This is a genomic window from Variovorax sp. PAMC28562 (assembly GCF_014303735.1).
Lineage (GTDB): Bacteria > Pseudomonadota > Gammaproteobacteria > Burkholderiales > Burkholderiaceae_C > Variovorax.
In genome coordinates this window covers 4,262,106-4,280,908 of sequence record NZ_CP060296.1, presented here as the reverse complement: position 1 = coordinate 4,280,908, position 18,803 = coordinate 4,262,106, and the positions used below count along the sequence as shown (strand labels likewise).

Annotated in this window: 14 protein-coding genes; 12 read left to right on the top strand and 2 right to left on the bottom strand. The window is 63.5% G+C overall.

The window, feature by feature from the left end:
• Positions 1–3: 3 nt before the first annotated feature.
• Positions 4–897 (bottom strand): response regulator transcription factor, encoded by an 894-nt coding sequence (locus tag H7F36_RS20040; RefSeq protein ID WP_187052423.1) that lies wholly within the window; start codon positions 895–897, stop codon positions 4–6.
• Entirely contained in the window at positions 881–4,330 is a 3,450-nt protein-coding gene (locus H7F36_RS20035) for an ATP-binding protein (RefSeq protein ID WP_187052422.1), read from the bottom strand. The genes H7F36_RS20040 and H7F36_RS20035 overlap by 17 nt, the downstream gene beginning before the upstream one ends.
• A 287-nt stretch (positions 4,331–4,617) precedes the next feature.
• Between H7F36_RS20035 and urtA the strand changes: the two genes are divergently transcribed.
• The 12 genes from urtA (at position 4,618) to H7F36_RS19975 (ending at position 18,789) form a co-directional block, all read left to right on the top strand.
• A complete protein-coding gene (gene urtA / locus H7F36_RS20030; protein WP_187052421.1) occupies positions 4,618–5,886 on the top strand; it encodes an urea ABC transporter substrate-binding protein in 1,269 nt (422 codons plus the stop codon).
• Between the two features lie 98 nt (positions 5,887–5,984).
• Entirely contained in the window at positions 5,985–6,899 is a 915-nt protein-coding gene (gene urtB / locus H7F36_RS20025) for an urea ABC transporter permease subunit UrtB (protein ID WP_187052420.1), read from the top strand.
• A 1-nt stretch (position 6,900) separates the two neighbouring features.
• Positions 6,901–8,100: an urea ABC transporter permease subunit UrtC gene (gene urtC, locus H7F36_RS20020; RefSeq protein ID WP_187052419.1), complete on the top strand. Its 1,200-nt coding sequence runs from the start codon at positions 6,901–6,903 to the stop codon at positions 8,098–8,100.
• Positions 8,101–8,120: 20 nt separating this feature from the next.
• Positions 8,121–8,864, top strand: a complete 744-nt coding sequence (gene urtD, locus H7F36_RS20015) for an urea ABC transporter ATP-binding protein UrtD (protein WP_187052418.1) — start codon at positions 8,121–8,123, stop codon at positions 8,862–8,864.
• Between the two features lie 73 nt (positions 8,865–8,937).
• Entirely contained in the window at positions 8,938–9,627 is a 690-nt protein-coding gene (gene urtE, locus H7F36_RS20010; protein ID WP_187055114.1) for an urea ABC transporter ATP-binding subunit UrtE, read from the top strand.
• 22 nt (positions 9,628–9,649) lie between these two features.
• Positions 9,650–10,876, top strand: coding sequence for a formamidase (gene fmdA, locus H7F36_RS20005; protein WP_187052417.1), 1,227 nt, complete (start codon positions 9,650–9,652; stop codon positions 10,874–10,876).
• A gap of 20 nt (positions 10,877–10,896) precedes the next feature.
• Positions 10,897–11,241 (top strand): FmdB family zinc ribbon protein, encoded by a 345-nt coding sequence (locus H7F36_RS20000; RefSeq protein WP_187052416.1) that lies wholly within the window; start codon positions 10,897–10,899, stop codon positions 11,239–11,241.
• A gap of 10 nt (positions 11,242–11,251) precedes the next feature.
• Positions 11,252–14,620 carry an ATP-binding protein gene (locus tag H7F36_RS19995; protein WP_187052415.1) on the top strand — a complete coding sequence of 1,123 codons (3,369 nt, stop codon included), beginning with the start codon at positions 11,252–11,254 and terminating at the stop codon, positions 14,618–14,620.
• Complete coding sequence (locus H7F36_RS19990) at positions 14,617–15,510, top strand: response regulator transcription factor (protein ID WP_187052414.1); 894 nt, start codon at positions 14,617–14,619, stop codon at positions 15,508–15,510. The genes H7F36_RS19995 and H7F36_RS19990 overlap by 4 nt, the downstream gene beginning before the upstream one ends.
• 156 nt (positions 15,511–15,666) lie before the next feature.
• On the top strand, positions 15,667–17,013 hold the full coding sequence (locus H7F36_RS19985; RefSeq protein ID WP_222620406.1) for a PotD/PotF family extracellular solute-binding protein: 1,347 nt from the start codon (positions 15,667–15,669) through the stop codon (positions 17,011–17,013).
• A 26-nt stretch (positions 17,014–17,039) separates the two neighbouring features.
• The gene (locus H7F36_RS19980) at positions 17,040–17,900 is read left to right on the top strand and encodes an ABC transporter permease (protein ID WP_187052413.1); all 861 of its coding nucleotides are present in this window, start codon (positions 17,040–17,042) and stop codon (positions 17,898–17,900) included.
• Between the two features lie 34 nt (positions 17,901–17,934).
• On the top strand, positions 17,935–18,789 hold the full coding sequence (locus H7F36_RS19975) for an ABC transporter permease (RefSeq protein ID WP_222620495.1): 855 nt from the start codon (positions 17,935–17,937) through the stop codon (positions 18,787–18,789).
• Positions 18,790–18,803 lie beyond the last annotated feature (14 nt).

Here is an 18,803-nt window from a genome sequence, read left to right as displayed (position 1 = left end):
GCATCACACCAGATGCCCACTCGCCAACGCCGCCGCAGCAGAACGCGTCTCCACCCCCAGCTTCTCGAAGATGTGTTCCAGGTGCTTGTTCACCGTGCGCGGGCTCATGCCCAGGATGTCTCCGATGTCGCGGTTGGTCTTGCCCTTGGCGAGCCATGACAGCACCTCGGTCTCGCGCGGCGTGAGCGCGGCTTCGGTGAGGCGCGCCAATGCGGCGGGGCCTTCTTTGTGCAAGGCCAGCAGCAGCATGGTTTCGCCCAGCGTGGCCGCGCCGAGGTTGCGCACCGACAGCCGCGTGCCGCCTGCGGTGGTGAGGACGCGCGTGCTGCCGTGGACCAATGAGTCTTCGAGCGCCGCCGGCAAATGGCCGGGCTCGGCGGGCTCGCCGAGCGCGTGCAGCCACAGCGCGGCTTGCGGTGAGCGCCAAGCCAGCCGGCCGCGCGTGTCGACGAACACCACGCCCATGCCCGCCACATCGACGGCGTCGCGCGCCATCCGGGTGATGCGCGCGTTGCGGGCATGCGTGTGCAGTCGCGCCAGTACCTCCTGCGCACGAATCGGTTTCACCACATAGTCGACACCGCCGCTGGCAAAGCCTTCGACCACGTCGTGCGTCTCCGACATGCCGGTCATGAACAAGACCGGGATGTGCGCCAGCGCCGGGTTGGCCTTGATGCGGCGGCAGGTCTCGAAGCCCGAGAGGCCCGGCATCATGCCGTCGAGCAGGATGGCGTCGGGTACCACGAGTTCGAGCCGCTGCAGCGCCGATTCGCCGTCCGCCGCGACCAGCACGGTGTAGCCGCTGGCCTCCAGCGTGTCGCACAACATGCCCAGGCTGCTCGGTGCATCGTCGACCACCAGCACCACGGGGCGGTCGGCTTCAGGAATTGGGGGCATGGACCTCCTCGGCGAGTGCGTTCTTGAAACTGTCGAGATCGAAGCGAGCCACCATGCCGCGCAAGTGCGTGCAGGTGGCGGCCAGGTCGGGGTGCGCCGCTGCGAGCCGGTCTAGCGCCTGCTGCAGGCCGCGCACATGGCCCACCTGAACCAGCCGCATGAGCTCGTGCCGCGCTTCTTCGGGCAAGGTCAGCAATTCGGGCGCGGCTTCTGCCGATGTCTGCCCGCCGGCCAGCACCAGCCCCGGCTGCAGCCACTGCAGGCCGAGGTGTCGCTCCAGCGTGGTGGTGAGTTCCGACTCGATCACCGGCTTGCCGACGAAGGCCTGGCAATCGTGCAGTCGCAGCCTGTCGGCCTGGTTCTCGAACACGTTGGCCGACACGATGATGATCGGCACGGCAAAGCCGGCGGCGCGCACGCGGCCTGCCGTTTCCCAGCCGTCCATGTCGTCCATGCTGAGGTCGAGCAGGATGGCGGAGGGCACGTGCTGGCGCAGGCTGTCGAGGCACTCGGTGCCGCTGGCAGCCTCGCGCACATCGAAGCCCAGCGGCGCCAGCATGCCGGCCAGCATCTGCCGTTGCACCGGTTGGTCGTCGACCACCAGCAGCGTGCGGCGCGGGCCGAAGTAGCCGGAAATCACGCGCTGCGGGACGACCTGCGGACCGGGGTCGGCCACCCCGCGCAGGTACACACGCACGCTGAAGACGCTGCCTTTCGACGAGGTGTCCGCGAGTTGCAGATCGCCGCCCATCAGCGAAGTCAACAGGCCGGTGATGGTGAGCCCGAGGCCGGTGCCCGGCTCGCCGCCATGGCGCCTGCCGGCGGCACCGCGTTCGAAGGGCAGAAAGATGCGCTGATGGTCTTGCGGTGCCACGCCGATGCCAGTGTCGACCACATCGAAGCGCAGCACCTGTCGGCGTGCATCGACATGCAGAGTGACGCTGCCGGCATCGGTGAAGCGCACCGCATTGCTCAGCAAGTTGATGAGGATCTGGCGCAGCCGCTTGGCATCGGCCTGCACCCAGGGTGGCACCCTGCCGCTCTGCGTGTAGACGAAGGCCAGGCCCTTGCTCTCGGCCTGCGGTCGCACCATGCGGACGACTTCTTCCAGAAAGTCGGGCAGGGCGAGCGGCATCGACTCGAGCTGCAGGCGGCCGGCCTCGATGCGCGCCAGGTCGAGCAGCCCGTCGATCAGGCTCAGCATGTGTTCGCCGCTGCGGTGGATGGTCTGCACCGCTTCCCGCGGCGGGCGCGCGGTGTCGTCGTTCTTCAGCAGGATCTGCGAGTAACCGAGGATGCTGTTGAGCGGCGTGCGCAGCTCGTGCGTCATGCCGGCCACGTAGCGTGTCTTGGCCTGGTTCGCGGCTTCGGCGGCTTCCTTGGCGGCCTGAAGCGCGGCGCCGGTGCGGCCGTGCGCCTCGATCTCCAGCGTGAGCAGGTGGTTGTGGCGGTTCGATTCTTCCTGCGCCATCTTGCGGCTCTCGCTGCCCAGCACGATCCACCAGGCGGCGACGGCCACCACCATCGACAGCATCGCGAAGACCTTGAGAAAGGGCGTTTGCAAAAACACGCCGGCGGCATCGGCGTTGAGCAAGCCTTCCTGCGCATAGACGATGCCCATCACCGTGGCGAGCAAGGCGATCAGCGATGTCGTGACGAGGATGTAGTGGACGACCCGGAAGTTGAGCCGCAACGCAATCGCCGGTGGCAGCAGTGCCTTGAGCCAGACGCTGATCTGCTCCGACGCGCGCGAGTCGGTCTTGCAGGCGTCGTGGCAGCGCGATTCGAGCGTGCAGCACAACGAGCAGATCGGTGCGCTGTAGGCCGGGCAGTGCGCCATGTCCTCGGACTCGAAGCTGTTGTCGCAAACCGAGCAGCGCACGATCTGCCCCGGCGTCCAGTGCTGCAGGTCGGTGCGCGCCAGGTAGTAGCGGCCTTTGGTTTTCCAGGCCAGCAACGGCGATACCAGCAGCGCTGTCGACAGCGCGATGAAGGGCGAGAACGACTCGGCCCAGCGCCCGAGCAGCCCGGCATAGGCCACCATCGCGATCGTCGCCGCCACCAGCATCGACACGAGCCCGACCGGGTTGATGTCGTACAGATGGGCGCGCTTGAACTCGATCGATTTAGGGCTCCAGCCCAGCGGCTTGTTGATGACCAGGTCGGCCACCAGCGCGCCGACCCATGCGATGGCGATGTTGCTGTAGAGGCCGAGCACTTTCTCCAGCGCTGCGAACACGCCGAGCGTCATCAGCAGGAGCGCGATGAGCACGTTGAACACCAGCCACACCACGCGGCCCGGATGGCTGTGCGTGAGCCGCGCAAAGAAGTTCGACCACGCCAGCGAGCCGGCATAGGCGTTGGTGATGTTGATCTTCATCTGCGACACCACGACGAACAGCGTCGTGATGCCCAGCACCCATGCCGGGTCCTTGAAGACGTAGGCGAAACCGGCCAGGTACATGTGCGTCGGCTCGACCGCGTGGTCGGGCTTGATCTCGTGCTGCAGCGCAAGGAACGCGAGGAAGGCGCCGCCCATCATCTTCAGCATGCCGGGCACGATCCAGCCCGGCCCGGCGACCAACACGGCCGCCCACCAGCGGCGCCGGTTGGCGGCGGTCTTCTCCGGCAGGAAGCGCAGGTAGTCGACCTGCTCGCCGATCTGCACCACCAGCGAGAACGCCACAGTGGCGCCGGCACCGAACATCAGCGGATCGAAGTCGTTGTTGCCCGAGATGCGCCCGACCAGCCCGGTGAAGTCGGCAAAGGCCTGTGGGTTCTTGAGTGCGACCGCGATGAAGGGGCAAAGGAACAGCACCAGCCAGATCGGCTGCGTCCAGAGCTGCAGCTTGGAGATCATCGTGATGCCGCGCATCACCAGCGGGATGATGACGATCGACGAGACGAGGTAACAGGCTGCCAGCGGCCAGTCGAAATACATCTGCAAAGCGAGCGCGAGGATGGCTGCCTCCAGCGCGAAAAAGATGAAGGTGAAGCTCGCGTAGATGAGCGAGGTCAGCGTCGAGCCCAGGTAGCCGAAGCCGGCGCCGCGCGTGAGCAGGTCCATGTCGACGCCGTACTTGGCGGCGTAGTAGCAAATCGGCAGGCCTGTCAGGAACGTGATGATGCCGACCACCAGGATGGCCCACAGCGCGTTCGAGAACCCGTAGCTCAGCGCGATGGCGCCGCCGATGGCCTCCAGCGCCAGGAACGAGGTGGCGCCGAACGCGGTGTTGGCCACGCCGAACTCCGACCACTTGCGAAAACTGCGCGGCGTGTAGCGCAGCGCGTAGTCTTCCAGCGTCTCGTTGGCGACCCAGGTGTTGTAGTCGCGACGGATGCGAAAGATTTTTTGACCGGTGACGGGCGACGTCGTGGAAGACGGTGTGGAGGACGGGGCGGAAGAGGTGGCGGAGGGGTTCGCGGGCGGCATGTTCCGTTCAATCAGGAATGGTGTTTGCCCAAGACTCTGCAAGAAGCGCTCCTTGTCCGTTCCGCCGGAGCAAGCGAACTCATCGACGGATCGCCAGTCTCGCCGCACGGCTGATCGGCAAGGCTACGTTGATTGACGTATTCGGAAGTACGCATTCCGTTTCTAGAGTGCAGGCCATGGCGCTCGGTGTGCCGCACTCGGTGCGATCACTCAAAGCGCACAGCTGTGGTGCATACCCGGCGCCCCGCGCTCACTTTTGAACCTCAACCAGCCTGGAGATACCGCCAATGTCCCGCGATCAAGACCCGTCCATCGATGAATCGCCCGAGCGCATTGCGATGCGCCGCCGCCGCTTGCTTCAGGGCGCCGCCGCTTTGCCCATGATGGGCCTGGGTGGCCTTGCCTTTGCGCAGCCGACCGCTTCGGTCAACACGACCAAGCTGGCAGTGACCGACACCGAAGTCATCGTCGGCCAGCTGCATTCGTCGACCGGCACCATGGCCATCAGCGAAACCGGCTCGATCCAGGCCGAGCAACTCGCCATCGATGAAATCAACGCCATGGGTGGCATCCTCGGTCGCAAGATCAAGGTCATCAAAGAAGACGGCGCATCCGACTGGCCGACCTTTGCCGAGAAGGCGAAGAAATTGCTCATCAACGACCACTGCGCTGCGGTGTTCGGCTGCTGGACCTCGGCTTCGCGCAAGGCCGTGCTGCCGGTGTTCGAAAAAGAGAACGGCTTGCTGTACTACCCGACCTTCTACGAAGGCCTGGAGCAGTCGAAGAACGTTTTCTACACCGGCCAGGAAGCCACGCAGCAGATTCTGTACAGCCTGGAATGGGCCAAGACCGAGAAGAAGGCAAAGACCTTCTTCCTGATCGGCTCCGACTACATCTGGCCACGCACCTCGATGAAGATCGCGCGCAAGCACATCGAGAATTTCCAGAAGGGCAAGGTCGTCGGCGAGGAGTACTACCCACTGGGCAGCACCAACTTCGGCTCGCTGATGAACAAGATCAAGCTGCAAAAGCCCGACTGCATCTATGCAGCCGTGGTCGGTGGCTCCAACGTCGCGTTCTACAAGGCGCTCAAGGCAGCCGGCATCACCGGTGACAAGCAACTGCTCGTGACGCTGGCAGTGACGGAAGACGAAATGACCGGTGTCGGCGGCGAGAATTTCGCTGGCTTCTACTCGTCGATGAAGTACTTCCAGTCGCTGGACAACGAGAACAACAAGAAGTTCGTTGCCGCCTTCAAGGCCAAGTACGGCAAGGACTCGGTGATCGGCGACGTGACCCAGGCCGGCTACCTCGGCCCCTGGTTGTGGAAGGCCGCAGTCGAGCGCGCCAAGAGCTTCGACGTCGACAAGGTCGTCGCCGCATCGCCAGGCATCGAACTCAAGCAGGCGCCAGAAGGCTACGTGAAGCTCGACGCCAACCATCACCTGTGGAGCAAGTCGCGCATTGCGATGGGCTTGCCGGACGGGAGCTTCAAGGTGGTGTCGGAATCGCCAGAGCTCATCAAGCCTGATCCATTCCCCAAGGGTTACCAGTGATCTGACTCCCTCCCCTTTTGGGGGAGGGCAGGGGTGGGGGTGCCCCCATCCCAACCTTCCCCCAACGGGGGAAGGAGAACACACGAGGACTGCGCGATATGAGTTTTTCAGAGTTGCTGAACATTGGCCTGATGCAGGGCTTCGCGGGGCTGAGCCTGTTCGCGGTGCTGCTGCTGATGGGTCTGGGTCTCGCGGTCATCTTCGGCCAGATGGGCGTCATCAACATGGCGCATGGCGAGTTCATGACCATCGGCGCCTACACCATCTACCTCGGCTCGACACTTGTCGAAAAGCATGCTCCCACGCTGCTGCCGTACTACTTTCCGTTCGCCGTCCTGTTGGCGTTCTTTTTTGCGTTCGTCGCCGGCTGGCTGGTCGAGTGGGCACTTATCCGCCACTTGTACAAGCGCCCGCTCGACACGCTGCTCGCCACCTGGGGCATCAGCCTCGCGATGCAGCAGTGCTTTCGTACCTTCATCGGCCCCAAGGAAGTGAGTCCGGTGCTGCCCGAGTGGCTGCTCGGTTCCTGGGCGCCGATTCCCGGACTCGATATTCCGATCAACGGGATGTTCGTGCTGGTGCTGACCACGGTGGTTACTTGCGGCATGCTGCTCGCGCTCAGCAAGAGCCGCTGGGGCCTGCGCGTGCGTGCCACGGTCGCCAACCGCGTGATGGCCAACGCCATCGGCATCAACACCAAGAAGACCGACCGCCTGACCTTTGCGATCGGCTGCGGCATCGCCGGTGTCGCCGGCGCGGCCTTCACGACCATCGGCTCGACCGGACCGACCTCTGGCCAGCTCTACATCGTCGACTCGTTCCTGGTCGTCACCTTCGGCGGCGCGGCCAGCTTGCTGGGCACCGTGGTGTCGGCTTTCGGTATCGCGCAGACGCAATCGATCACCGAGTTCTTCATGGCCGGCTCGATGGCCAAGGTGCTGACGCTCACGCTCATCGTGCTCATCCTGATGATCCGGCCGCAAGGTCTCTTCGCTTCCAAGGTGCGTCGCTGAAATGATTGCCCTCAAGACCTTCATCAAGCGCTACCAGCTCGGCAGCCTGCTGCTGCTGGCCATCCTGCTGGTGGTCATCCTGCCGTTGAGCCTCGACATCTTCCGGCTCAACCTGATCGGCAAGTACCTTACCTATGCTTTCGTCGCCGTCGGGCTGGTGATGGTGTGGGGCTACGGCGGCGTGCTGAGCCTGGGGCAGGGCATCTTCTTCGGCATCGGTGGTTATGCGATGGCGATGTTCTTGAAGCTCGAAGCCTCGGACCCGATCACCACCAAGATCCAGACCACGCCGGGCATCCCCGACTTCATGGACTGGAACCAGATCACCGAACTGCCGTTGATGTGGCTGCCCTTCAAGAGCCTGACGCTCACGCTCATTTTGGTGATCGCGGCCCCGACGCTGCTGGCCTGGATCATCAGCTTCGCGATGTTCAAGCGGCGCGTCGGTGGCGTGTACTTTGCGATCATCACGCAGGCCGTCGCGCTCATCTTGACGGTGCTCATCATCGGCCAGCAGGGCTACACCGGCGGCGTCAATGGCATGACCGACCTGAAGACGGTGCTGGGCTGGGACACGCGCACCGACCACGCCAAGTACGTGCTGTATTTCCTGTGCGTGGCGCTGCTGCTCGCCAGCATCATCCTGTGTCGCTGGATCCAGACCGGCAAGGCGGGCACGCTGCTGCTGGCCATGCGCGACAAGGAAGACCGCGTGCGTTTCTCCGGCTACGACGTGGCCAACTTCAAGGTCTTCACCTTCTGCCTGGCGGCCGCGCTGTCGGGTATCGGCGGGGCGTTGTTCTCGCTGCAGGTCGGCTTCATGTCGCCCAGCTTCGTGGGCATCGTTCCTTCGGTCGAGATGGTGATCTTCGCGGCGGTCGGCGGGCGCATGAGCCTGGTCGGTGCGGTCTACGGCACGCTGCTGGTGAACTTCGGCAAGACGTACTTCTCCGAGAGCTTTCCGGACATGTGGCTGTTCCTGATGGCCGGTCTTTTCATCGGCGTGACGATGGCGTTCCCGATGGGCCTGGCCGGTGTGTGGGAAGAGCACATCCGGCCGCGCCTGCAGCGCCGCAAGTTGCTGCCGCTCGGTGACGACGCACCGCAGTCGCCGGCACTGCATGCGGCCGCCGTGGCCGCCACTGTCGACAGCGCCGCCGAGCCGACGCTGCCCGACGGCGTCAGCCCGCAGCGCGCCTGAACCCGTTCCACGAGCACCCCATGAGCAATACCGACTTCGCCCTCGCAGTGGAAGATCTGACCGTCTCGTTCGACGGCTTCAAAGCCATCGATGCGCTGACGCTCTACATCGACAAAAACGAGCTGCGCGTCATCATCGGCCCCAACGGCGCCGGCAAGACCACGCTGCTCGACCTCATCTGCGGCAAGACCAAGGCGAGTGCCGGCAGCATCAAGTTCAAGAACACCGAGCTCACCAAGATGGCCGAGCACAAGCGCGTGCGCCTGGGCATCGGCCGCAAGTTTCAGACACCGTCGATCTACGAGAACCTGAGCGTTTTCCAGAACCTCGAAGTGTCGTTCCCGGCCGGCCGCTCCGTCATGGGTGCGCTCGCCTTCAAGTGCACCGACGAGGTCAAGAGCCGCGTCAAGACCATCGCCGAAGACATCCATCTGCACGACAAGCTCGACACCGAAGCCGGCCTGCTGAGCCACGGACAGAAGCAGTGGCTGGAGATTGGCATGCTGCTGATGCAGGAGCCGGAGTTGCTGATGCTCGACGAGCCCATCGCCGGCATGAGCGCACGCGAACGAGAGCTCACCGCCGACCTGTTGCAACGCATCTGTAAAGGCCGCTCGGTCATCGTCATCGAGCACGACATGGACTTCGTCAAGCGCATCGCGCACAAGGTCACCGTCATGCACCAGGGGAAGATTCTGGCCGAGGGACCGATGGAGCAGGTGCAGGCGGATCCGAAGGTCATCGACGTGTACCTGGGGCATTGATGAGGTTTGCCAGCATCCCGCAACGTTCCCCCCAACTCACCGCAGCATTGGAGAAGCAAAGATGAGCAACGTCATGCTGAAGGTAGAAGACCTGCACGTCGCGTACGGCCAGAGCGAAGCACTTCACGGCATCAGCTTCGAGGGCTACGCCAACGAAACGGTCGCCATCATGGGCCGCAACGGCATGGGCAAGACGACGCTCTTCAAGAGCTTGATGGGCGTACTGCCGATCAAGAGCGGCAGCATCAAAGTGGCGGACCAGGAAGTGTCGCGCGACGAAAGTTATGTGCGCGTCGCCAAGGGCATCGCCTATGTGCCGCAGGGCCGCATGATCTTTCCGACGCTGACCGTCGAAGAGAACATCCAGACCGGCCTCGAGAACTCGAAGACGCGCCGCATCCCCGAAGAAATCTACGCGCTGTTTCCGGTGTTGTGGGACATGAAGCGGCGCAAGGGAGGCAACCTCTCCGGCGGTCAACAGCAACAGCTCGCCATTGCGCGCGCACTGGTGACAGACCCCAAGGTGCTGCTGCTTGACGAACCGACCGAAGGCATCCAGCCATCGATCATCAAGGACATCGCCAAGGCACTCAACGAGATCCGAAAGATGCGCGGCATCACCATCATCGTGTCGGAGCAGGTGCTCAGCTTTGCGATGGACGTGGCCGACCGGCTCTTCGTGATCGAGGGCGGCATCTTCGTGCACGAGACCGCGCGCGACAAGACCGATGTGAACCACATCAAGGCATACCTTTCCGTTTGACCATAACCCTGGAGCCATAGATATGACAGACACGCTGATCAAGGTCGACCTGACGAAGTCGCCCACCGAGAACGAGAACATTCACAACCGCTGGCACCCGGACATTCCGATGGCCTGCTGGGTGAATCCCGGCGACGACTTCATTCTGGAGACCTTCGATTGGACCGGCGGCTTCATCAAGAACAACGACAGCGCCGACGACGTGCGCGACATCGACCTGACGACGGTGCATTACCTGTCGGGTCCGGTGGGAGTGAAGGGTGCCGAGCCCGGCGATTTGCTGGTGGTCGACCTGCTCGACATCGGCGCCAAGCAAGATTCGTTGTGGGGCTTCAACGGTTTCTTCTCGAAGAAGAACGGCGGCGGCTTTCTGACCGAGCACTTCCCTGAGGCGCAGAAATCGATCTGGGACTTCAAGGGCATGTTCACCAGCTCGCGCCACATCCCGGGCGTCAACTTCGCCGGCCTGATCCACCCCGGCCTGATCGGTTGCCTGCCGGACAAGTCGATGCTCGACATGTGGAACACACGCGAGCAGCAACTCATCGACACCAATCCGACCGGCGGCCTCGCCAACCCGCCTTCGGCCGGCACCGCACACATGGGCCGCCTGACGGGTGAAGCCAAGGCCAAGGCGGCGGCAGAAGGCGCACGCACCGTGCCGCCACGCGAGCACGGCGGCAACTGCGACATCAAGGATCTGTCGCGCGGCTCCAAGGTGTTCTTCCCGGTGTATGTCGACGGCGCAGGCCTGTCGGTCGGCGACCTGCACTTCAGCCAGGGCGACGGCGAAATCACCTTCTGCGGCGCCATCGAAATGGCGGGTTGGGTGCACATGAAGGTCACGCTCATCAAGGGCGGCATGGCCAAGTACGGCATCAAGAACCCGATCTTCAAGCCGAGCGTGATGACGCCCAACTACAAGGACTACCTGATCTTCGAAGGCATCTCTGTCGACGAGTCCGGCAAGCAGTACTACCTCGACGTCAACGTCGCGTACCGCCAGGCCTGCCTGAACGCCATCGAGTATTTGAAGAAGTTCGGCTATTCCGGGGCGCAGGCCTATTCGATCCTCGGCACGGCGCCGGTGCAGGGCCACATCAGCGGAGTCGTCGACGTGCCCAACTCGTGCGCGACGCTCTGGCTGCCGACCGAGATCTTCGACTTCGACATCAACCCTAACGCCAACGGGCCGACGAAGTTCATCGACGGCAGCATCAACATGCCGTTGTCGCACGACATTATTTGACATCGACGGAGTGATCGCGCATGCCCACCTACGACTACGAATGCGGCGGTTGCGGGGGGTTCGACGCCCTCCGCAGCGTGAGCCAGCGAGACCTGCCGGCCGCGTGTCCGGACTGCGCCGGCGCATCGCCGCGGGTGCTGTCCGGCGCGCCACGACTTTCATTGATGTCTGACGGCACGCGCCGTGCCATTGCCGTCAACGAACGCGCTGCGCACGAGCCCAAGCGCTCTGGTGACTATGCTCGGCTCAAGCACCCGTCGGGTTGCGGCTGCTGCAGTACGGCCGGCAAGCGTGGTGCGACGGTGACGGCACCCAACGGGGCCAAAAGTGCGCCGGGGCGGCGGCCGTGGATGATCAGCCACTGACGTCGTCCCGATGGAACCGATCCAGCGCATCGTGCCGATCCGGCGCGAATACAACGCTTGGGTCGCCGACGAAACCATCGAGGACTACGCGCTGCGCTACACGCCGCGAAGCTTCAGGAAGTGGAGCGAATTCCGGGTCGCGAACACCGCGCTGGGCGCCACTTCTTTTTTGGCGCTCGAAGCCATCGGCGCCTCCATCGCGCTGGACTATGGCTTCTTCAATGCCTTCTGGGCCATCGCGCTCGTCGGCATCTTCATTTTTCTGACGGGCATCCCGATCAGCATCTACGCGGCGCGGTACTCGGTCGACATCGACCTGCTGACGCGCGGTTCGGGTTTCGGCTACCTCGGCTCGACCTTCAGCTCGCTGGTGTATGCATCGTTCACCTTCATCTTCTTCTCGCTGGAAGCGTCGATCATGGCGTCGGCGCTGGAGCTGGGGCTGGGCATTCCGTTGTGGCTGGGCTATCTGATCTGTTCGGTGGTGGTGATACCGCTGGTGATGTACGGCATCACCATGATCAGCAGGCTGCAGGCCTGGACGCAGCCGCTGTGGCTGGTGTTGCTGGTGCTGCCCTACGCCTTTTTGATCATTCGCTGGCCCGACCATCTGACGGGGCTGATGCATGCGTCGTACGGCATCAACGACGGCCACTTCGACTGGCTGCTGTTGGGCGCGGCGGGTACGGTGGTCGCGTCGATGGTCGCGCAGATCGGACAGCAGGTCGACTCGCTGCGCTTCATGCCCAAGCCACGTGCCGGGCAGGCGTGGCGCTGGTGGACTGCGGTGCTGGCGGCCGGCCCGGGATGGATCCTGATCGGCGGCGCCAAGATGCTCGGCGGTGCAGTGCTGGCCTACCTCGCCATCCGCCAGGGCATGGCGCCATCCGAGGCGGTCAAGCCAACGCAGATGTACCTCGTCGGCTTCGCGCAGGTGCTGCGAGACCCGACATGGATCCTGGCGTTGACCTGTCTGTTCGTCACGGTCTCGCAGATCAAGATCAACGTCAACAACGCCTATGCCGGTTCGCTGGCGTGGTCGAATTTCTTCGCGCGGCTGACGCATGCGCATCCGGGCCGGCTGGTGTGGCTGGTGTTCAACGTGCTGATCGGCGTGGCGTTGATCAAGGTCGGCATCTTCGACGTGCTTGAAGGCATGCTCGGCTTCTATGCGAACTTCGCGGTGGCGTGGATCGGCGCGCTGGTGGCAGATTTGGTCATCAACAAGCCGTTGGGGCTGAGCCCGCCCGGCATCGAATTCCGCCGCGCTTATCTCTACGACATCAACCCGGTCGGCTTCGTCTCGATGGGTCTCGGCACAGTGCTGGCGCTCAGTGCCTTCGTCGGCGTTTTCGGTCCGGCGGCGCAGGCCTTCAGCACGGCCATCGGCTTTTGCGTGGCCTTTTGCTGCGCGCCGCTGGTCGCGTGGATGACCGGCGGCAACTACTACATCGCGCGGCAACCGGCGCCGTTTGCTGAAGGCACTTCGGTGGCTTGCGGGGTGTGCCAGAAGTCGTACGAGGTCGAGGACATGGCAAGTTGCCCTGCCTACGGCTGCAACATCTGCTCGCTGTGCTGCTCGCTCGATGCGCGCTGCAAGGATGTGTGCAAGCCGCGCACTGGCCTGGGGCATCAGTTCGCCGAAGCCTTCACACGCTGGGCGCCGAAGGTGCTGAAGGTCGCACTCAGCCGTCGCATGCACTACCTGGCATGCCTGCTCGGCCTCGCGTTGGTGCTCGGCGCCATTCTGTCTTTTATCGTGGCGCAGGAGGGGCAGGTGTTGCGCGAGCTGGCACCGGGCTCGCCCGCACTGTGGCACCTGATGCGCATCAAGATCGCCTGCGCGCTGGTCTTGCTGGTGGTGGCCATCGGCTCGTGCTGGTTGCTGCTGACGTCCGACAGCCGGCGCGTCGCGCAGGACGAGTCGAACCGGCAGGCGCTGCTGCTTCGCGAAGAAATCAGCGCGCATGAAGTGACCGACGCGGCGCTGCAGGCCGCGCGCCAGGTCGCCGAACGGGCCAACCAGGCCAAAAGCCGTTTCATCACCACGATCAGCCACGAGCTGCGCACGCCGCTCAACAGCATCCTGGGCTACGCGCAAATCCTGGAGCGCGACCTGAGCTTGCCGCCCAATCGCCGCGCCGCGCTGGAGGTAATCCGCAAGAGCGGCGACCACGTGGTGTCGCTCATCGATGGCTTGCTCGACATCGCGCGCATCGAGACCGGCCGGCTCACGCTGGTGCGGCAAGAGATCCATTTCGCCGACTTCCTGACGCAGCTCGCGGACATCTTTCAGCTCGAGGCGCGCAACAAGGGCATTGCGTTTTCGTACCAGCCGACCTATCCGTTGCCACCAGCGGTGCGCGGCGACCGCAAGCGACTCGCGCAGCTGCTCATCAACCTGCTCGCCAACGCGGTCAAGTACACCGGGCGCGGGCAGGTGATCTTCCGCGTGCGCTATGCGACGGAGATTGCGACCTTCGAGGTCGAAGACTCCGGTCCCGGCATCGCCGACGACGACATGGAGCGCATCTTTCTGCCTTTCGAGCGCGCCGACAACAGCGCGAGTCCGGCGGCCGGTGGCGTCGGTCTGGGATTGACGATCTCCAGTTTGCTGACCAGCCTGATGGGGGGCGAGCTGACAGCAAGCAGCCGCGTCGGGACTGGCTCGTGCTTCTCGGTGCGCCTCTTTCTGCCTTCGGTCGCACATCCGAAGATGCCGGTCGATGCACCGGCACCGCGCCATATCACCGGCTATGCAGGCGAGCCGAAGCGCGTGCTGGTGGTCGACGATGCGCCGGCCGACCGGCAACTGCTGAGCGACGTGCTCGAGCCGCTGGGCTTCACCGTGATGCAGGCCGCATCGGGTGTCGAGGCACTGCGAGTCGCAAGCCAGTTCGCGCCCGACCTGATCCTGCTCGACATCGACATGCCCGAGATCGACGGCTGGGAGACGGCGCGCCTGCTGCGTGCCAATCGCATCTCGATGGCGCCCGTGCTCATCGTGTCGGCCAACGCCTTCGACTGCGACTTGCGCAACGACGTGGGCGTAGCTCGCGAAGATTTTCTGATCAAGCCCTTTCGCATCGACGACTTGCTGGAGCGGGTGCGCACCAAGCTCGACCTGGTATGGGCGACGCCGGACGATGGTGTCGACTACGTCGAGACCGGCAGCAGTCGAACGATGTTGCCCGAAGCCAGCCTGCTGGTGCTGCGCCAGCTCGGCGACATGGGCTACGTGCGCGGCATCCTCGAGAAGCTCGAAGAACTCGACCTGCTCGACACGCGTTATGCGCCGGTTACCAAGGTGCTGCGCGGTTGCGTGCAGCGCTTCGACCTGCAAGGCTTCGCACGCGTGCTGGAAGAGGGCAGCGTATGACGAGCGATCCCGGCGTGGTGCTGATCGTCGACGACGCCCCTGAAAACCTGGCGATGCTGCACGAGGCACTCGACGCCGCCGGCTACCGAGTGCTCGTTGCCACCGACGGCCAGAGCGCCCTCGACCGGGTGGCGTTGCTGATGCCAGACCTGATATTGCTCGACGCGATGATGCCGGGCATCGACGGTTTCGAGACCTGCCGACGCCTGAAGACCGATCCACTGACGGCCCACATCCCCGTCGTCTTTATGACCGGCCTGACCGAAACCGGCCACATCCTCGCAGGCTTCCAGGCCGGTGGCGTCGACTACCTCACCAAGCCGCTCAACCCGCCCGAGGTGCTGGTGCGCATCGTCGCGCACGTGCGCAATGCGCGGCAGATGGCCAGCGCACGCGACGCTGTCGATGCCGCGGGCCATGCGATGTTGTCGGTCGATTCAACCGGGTGCATGCGCTGGCAATCACCCGCCTCACGCGAGTGGTTGCGCGGCTATCTGTCTAGCGAAGGCCGCTTGCCGCCCGTAGCGATGGCGTGGCTCGACGCGCGCGGGCCGGATCCGCTGTCGGTCGTGGTCGATGGCCGTCGCCTGAGCCTGTCGCGCCTGGCCAGTGACGGCAGCGGCATTACGTTGCTGGTCCGCAAGCGCGCCAGCGTGCCCGAGCCGGAAGCATTGACCGGTGTTTGCGGACTCACCAGTCGCGAAGCAGAAGTTCTCTACTGGGTAGCGTGCGGCAAGATCAATCGCGATGTCGGCGAGATCCTTGGCATGAGTCCGCGCACGGTGGACAAGCATCTGCAGCACGTCTTCGAGAAGCTCAATGTCGAGACACGGACTGCTGCGGCTTCTCTGGTGATGGACGGGACGTTATTTAGTCGCGTTTTTGTTTGAGTTGTTCGGTATGTGCAAATAGCTGTTTGCGCGGGCGTGTCTGGCGATCGTCCCCGTCATCAACACAAAACGCACTTATGCGCGATCCCACGTATTTGAGTAACGCGCTCGAGTCCCGACACTCGTCTTCATCGCAAACCCCTTTGGAGTGACACCATGACCGACGAGATCAACAAGCCCGCCACTGCGGTCACTGCCACTGCAATCGCGCCTGGCACCAGCCGCCGCAGCATGTTGAAAGCGGCAGCCGGCGCCGCTGTCGGTACCGCGTTGGCAGGCATGCCGATCGCCGGATTTCCGCAGATCATGAAGCGCGACTTCCAGGGCATCACGCTTCGCCACATCGGCGTTTCGTACGCGGTGCAACGCGAGATCGGCGAGCAGGCTTCGAAGGACCTTGGTTTCAAGATCGAGATGCAGAACCTCGATACGTCGGCTTCCATCACCCGCTTCGTCACGCAGCCCAACAGCGTCGATATTGCCGACATGGAAGGCTGGCAGGTCAAGGTCGCGATGCAACGGCAACTGCTGCAGGGCATCGACTCCAAGAAGATCAAGGAGTTCGACGGCATCCTGCCGATCTTCACTACCGGCGTGTATGAAGGTCGCAAGATCTCGCGCCAGGGCATCTCGCCTTACGAGGTGATGTACACCGAGAGCGCCGCGGCCAAGAAAATCGTCGAAGGCCAGCAGCAATATCTGACCTTCCTGCCGCAGGTGTTCAACGCAGATTCGCTCGGTTATCGCCCCGACAAGGTCGGCCGCGAAGTCACCGAGTGGAAAGACCTGATCGACCCCAAGTTCGCCGGCCGCGCCGCCATTCTGGACATTCCCAACATCGGGATCATGGACGCTGCGCAAGCATTGGAGTCGCGCGGTGACCTGGTCTATGGCAACAAGGGGAACATGACCAAGAAGGAAATCGACATCACGATCAATGCGCTGATCGACCTGAAGAAGAAGGGTCACTTCCGCGCTTCGTGGAGCACCTTCGAGCAGTCGGTCGAACTGATGGCCAGCGGAGAGGTGTTCATTCAGTCGATGTGGTCGCCGGCCGTCACCGCCGTGCTGGAGAAGGGCATCCCCTGTGTCTACGCGCCGATGGCGATCAAGCCGAACGGCAAGGAAGGGTATCGCGGCTGGTGCAACGGCATGAGCCTGATGAAGCACCTGAGCGGCAAGAAGCTCGAAGCTGCCTATGAGTACCTGAACTGGTACTACTCGGGATGGCAAGGTGCGTACGTCGCACGTCACGGTTACTACAGCCCGGTGCCGCGCACCGCCAAGTCGCAGATGACGCCGGCCGAGTTCGACTACTGGTACATGGGCAAGCCCGCGGCCGAAGTCATCAAGAGCGACCACGGCCAGCCGATTGGCGCGATCAACACGGTGCGTGACGGTGGCTCGCTGGCACAGCGCTTCTCGAACATCGCTTGCTGGAACACGGTGATGGACGAGAACCAGTACATGGTGCAAAGGTGGAACGAGTTCAAGGCTGCTTGATCGTCTGACGGGAGCGGAAGCGACGCATGCGCGAACGAACCAAGTCCTATATTCAACTGACGCCGCTGGTGTTGGTGTTGCTTCTTTTCGTGGCGGCGCCGCTGGTGTTCGTGGTGATCGTCAGCTTCTTCAAGACCGACGGCTTCGACACCATTCCGGCCTTTACCTTCGAGAACTATCAGGCGATCCTGACCTCCGGCCTGACGGTGTCGCTCTACCTGAAGATGATCAAGTACGCGCTCATGACCTGGGCGGCGTCGGCGGTCATCGGTTTCTTCGTCGCGTACTTCCTGGTGTTCCACGTGCGTAATCGCACCGTCGCCATCGGCCCCTTCTTGCTGTGCACGGTGCCCTTCTGGACATCGAACGTGATCCGCATGATCTCGTGGATGCCGGTGCTGGCGGAGCAGGGCGCCATCAACACCGTGCTGATGAAACTCGGCCTCATCCGGGTGCCGTTGCGCATCCTGCTGTTCTCCGATTTCTCGGTGGTGGTGGCGTATGTACACCTGTTCACCATCTTCATGATCGTGCCGATTTTCAACTCGATGAGTCGCATCGACCGCAACCTTTTCGAGGCGGCGCGGGACGCTGGCGCGAGCCGCCTGAAGACGATGCTGCTGGTGGTGCTTCCGCTCACCAAGTCCGGCATCGTGATGGGCTCGATCTTCGTCATCACGCTGGTGATGGGAGACTTCTACGTGGTCAAGGTGATGAGCGGCGGTGGCTCGGCGTCGGTGGTGTCGGCCATGTACGACAACGTGTCGACCCTGCTGTTCCCGCCAGCTGCTGCCTCGGCCGTCATCCTCCTGCTGATCCTGACTGCGTTGATCGCAGTGCTCACGCGTTTCGTCGACGTGCGGCAAGAACTCGTGCAAAAGAGGTAAGGGCATGGCGGCACCTGCAGCAATGACCATGACGATGTCGGCCCCTGCGATCAAGCGTTCGGTGGGTGATGCGCCTGTGCGCCCATGGACCTTCTACGCACTTGCGCTGTTCTTCGCGGCCTACGTGCTGTTCCTTTACGGCCCGATGCTGTGCATGTACCTGCTGTCGTTCCAGGGCGAGCAGGGTGCCTTGTCTTTCCCGATGCGCGGCCTCTCGGTGCATTGGTTCCATCAACTGTGGGAAGGCCGCAGCGGCGACATTGCCGGCGCGGTGCAGCGCTCGATTCCGCTGGCGCTGGTGGTGATGGTCGTCACGGTGGTCTTCTCTGTCGCGGCCGGTCTCGGCTTCCGCCGCAACGTGCGCGGCAGCACCGCCATTTTCTATGGCGTGATCATCGCGCTGACAGCGCCGGGCTACATCCTTGGCATCGGCATCGGATTGATGTTCAGCATCTTCGGCTGGCAGACCGACTGGACGACGTCGGCGCTCGGCGCTCAGCTGTCGTGGACCTTGCCGTTCGGTGTGCTCATCACCTTCGCGGTGTTCGGCCGCTTCAACCCGGCGTATGAGGAAGCGGCGCGCGACATGGGCGCGACACCGGCACAGACGCTGCGCCTCATCGTGCTGCCCATATTGGCGCCCGGGATCATCGCGATCGCGCTGTTCGGCTTCACGCTGTCTTACGACGAATTCGCCCGCACGCTGCAGACCACTGGCTCGCGCAACACCATGCCGATCGAGATCTGGAGCATGACGCAGAACGTGACGTCGCCGACGATCTATGCGCTGGGCACGGTGACGACGGCGATCTCGTTTCTCTTCATCGGCCTGGCAATCCTTGCCGTGGTGGTGATTCAGCGGCGGCGGCTGGCACCTTCGGCGCACTGAGGCGCCGAGATCGC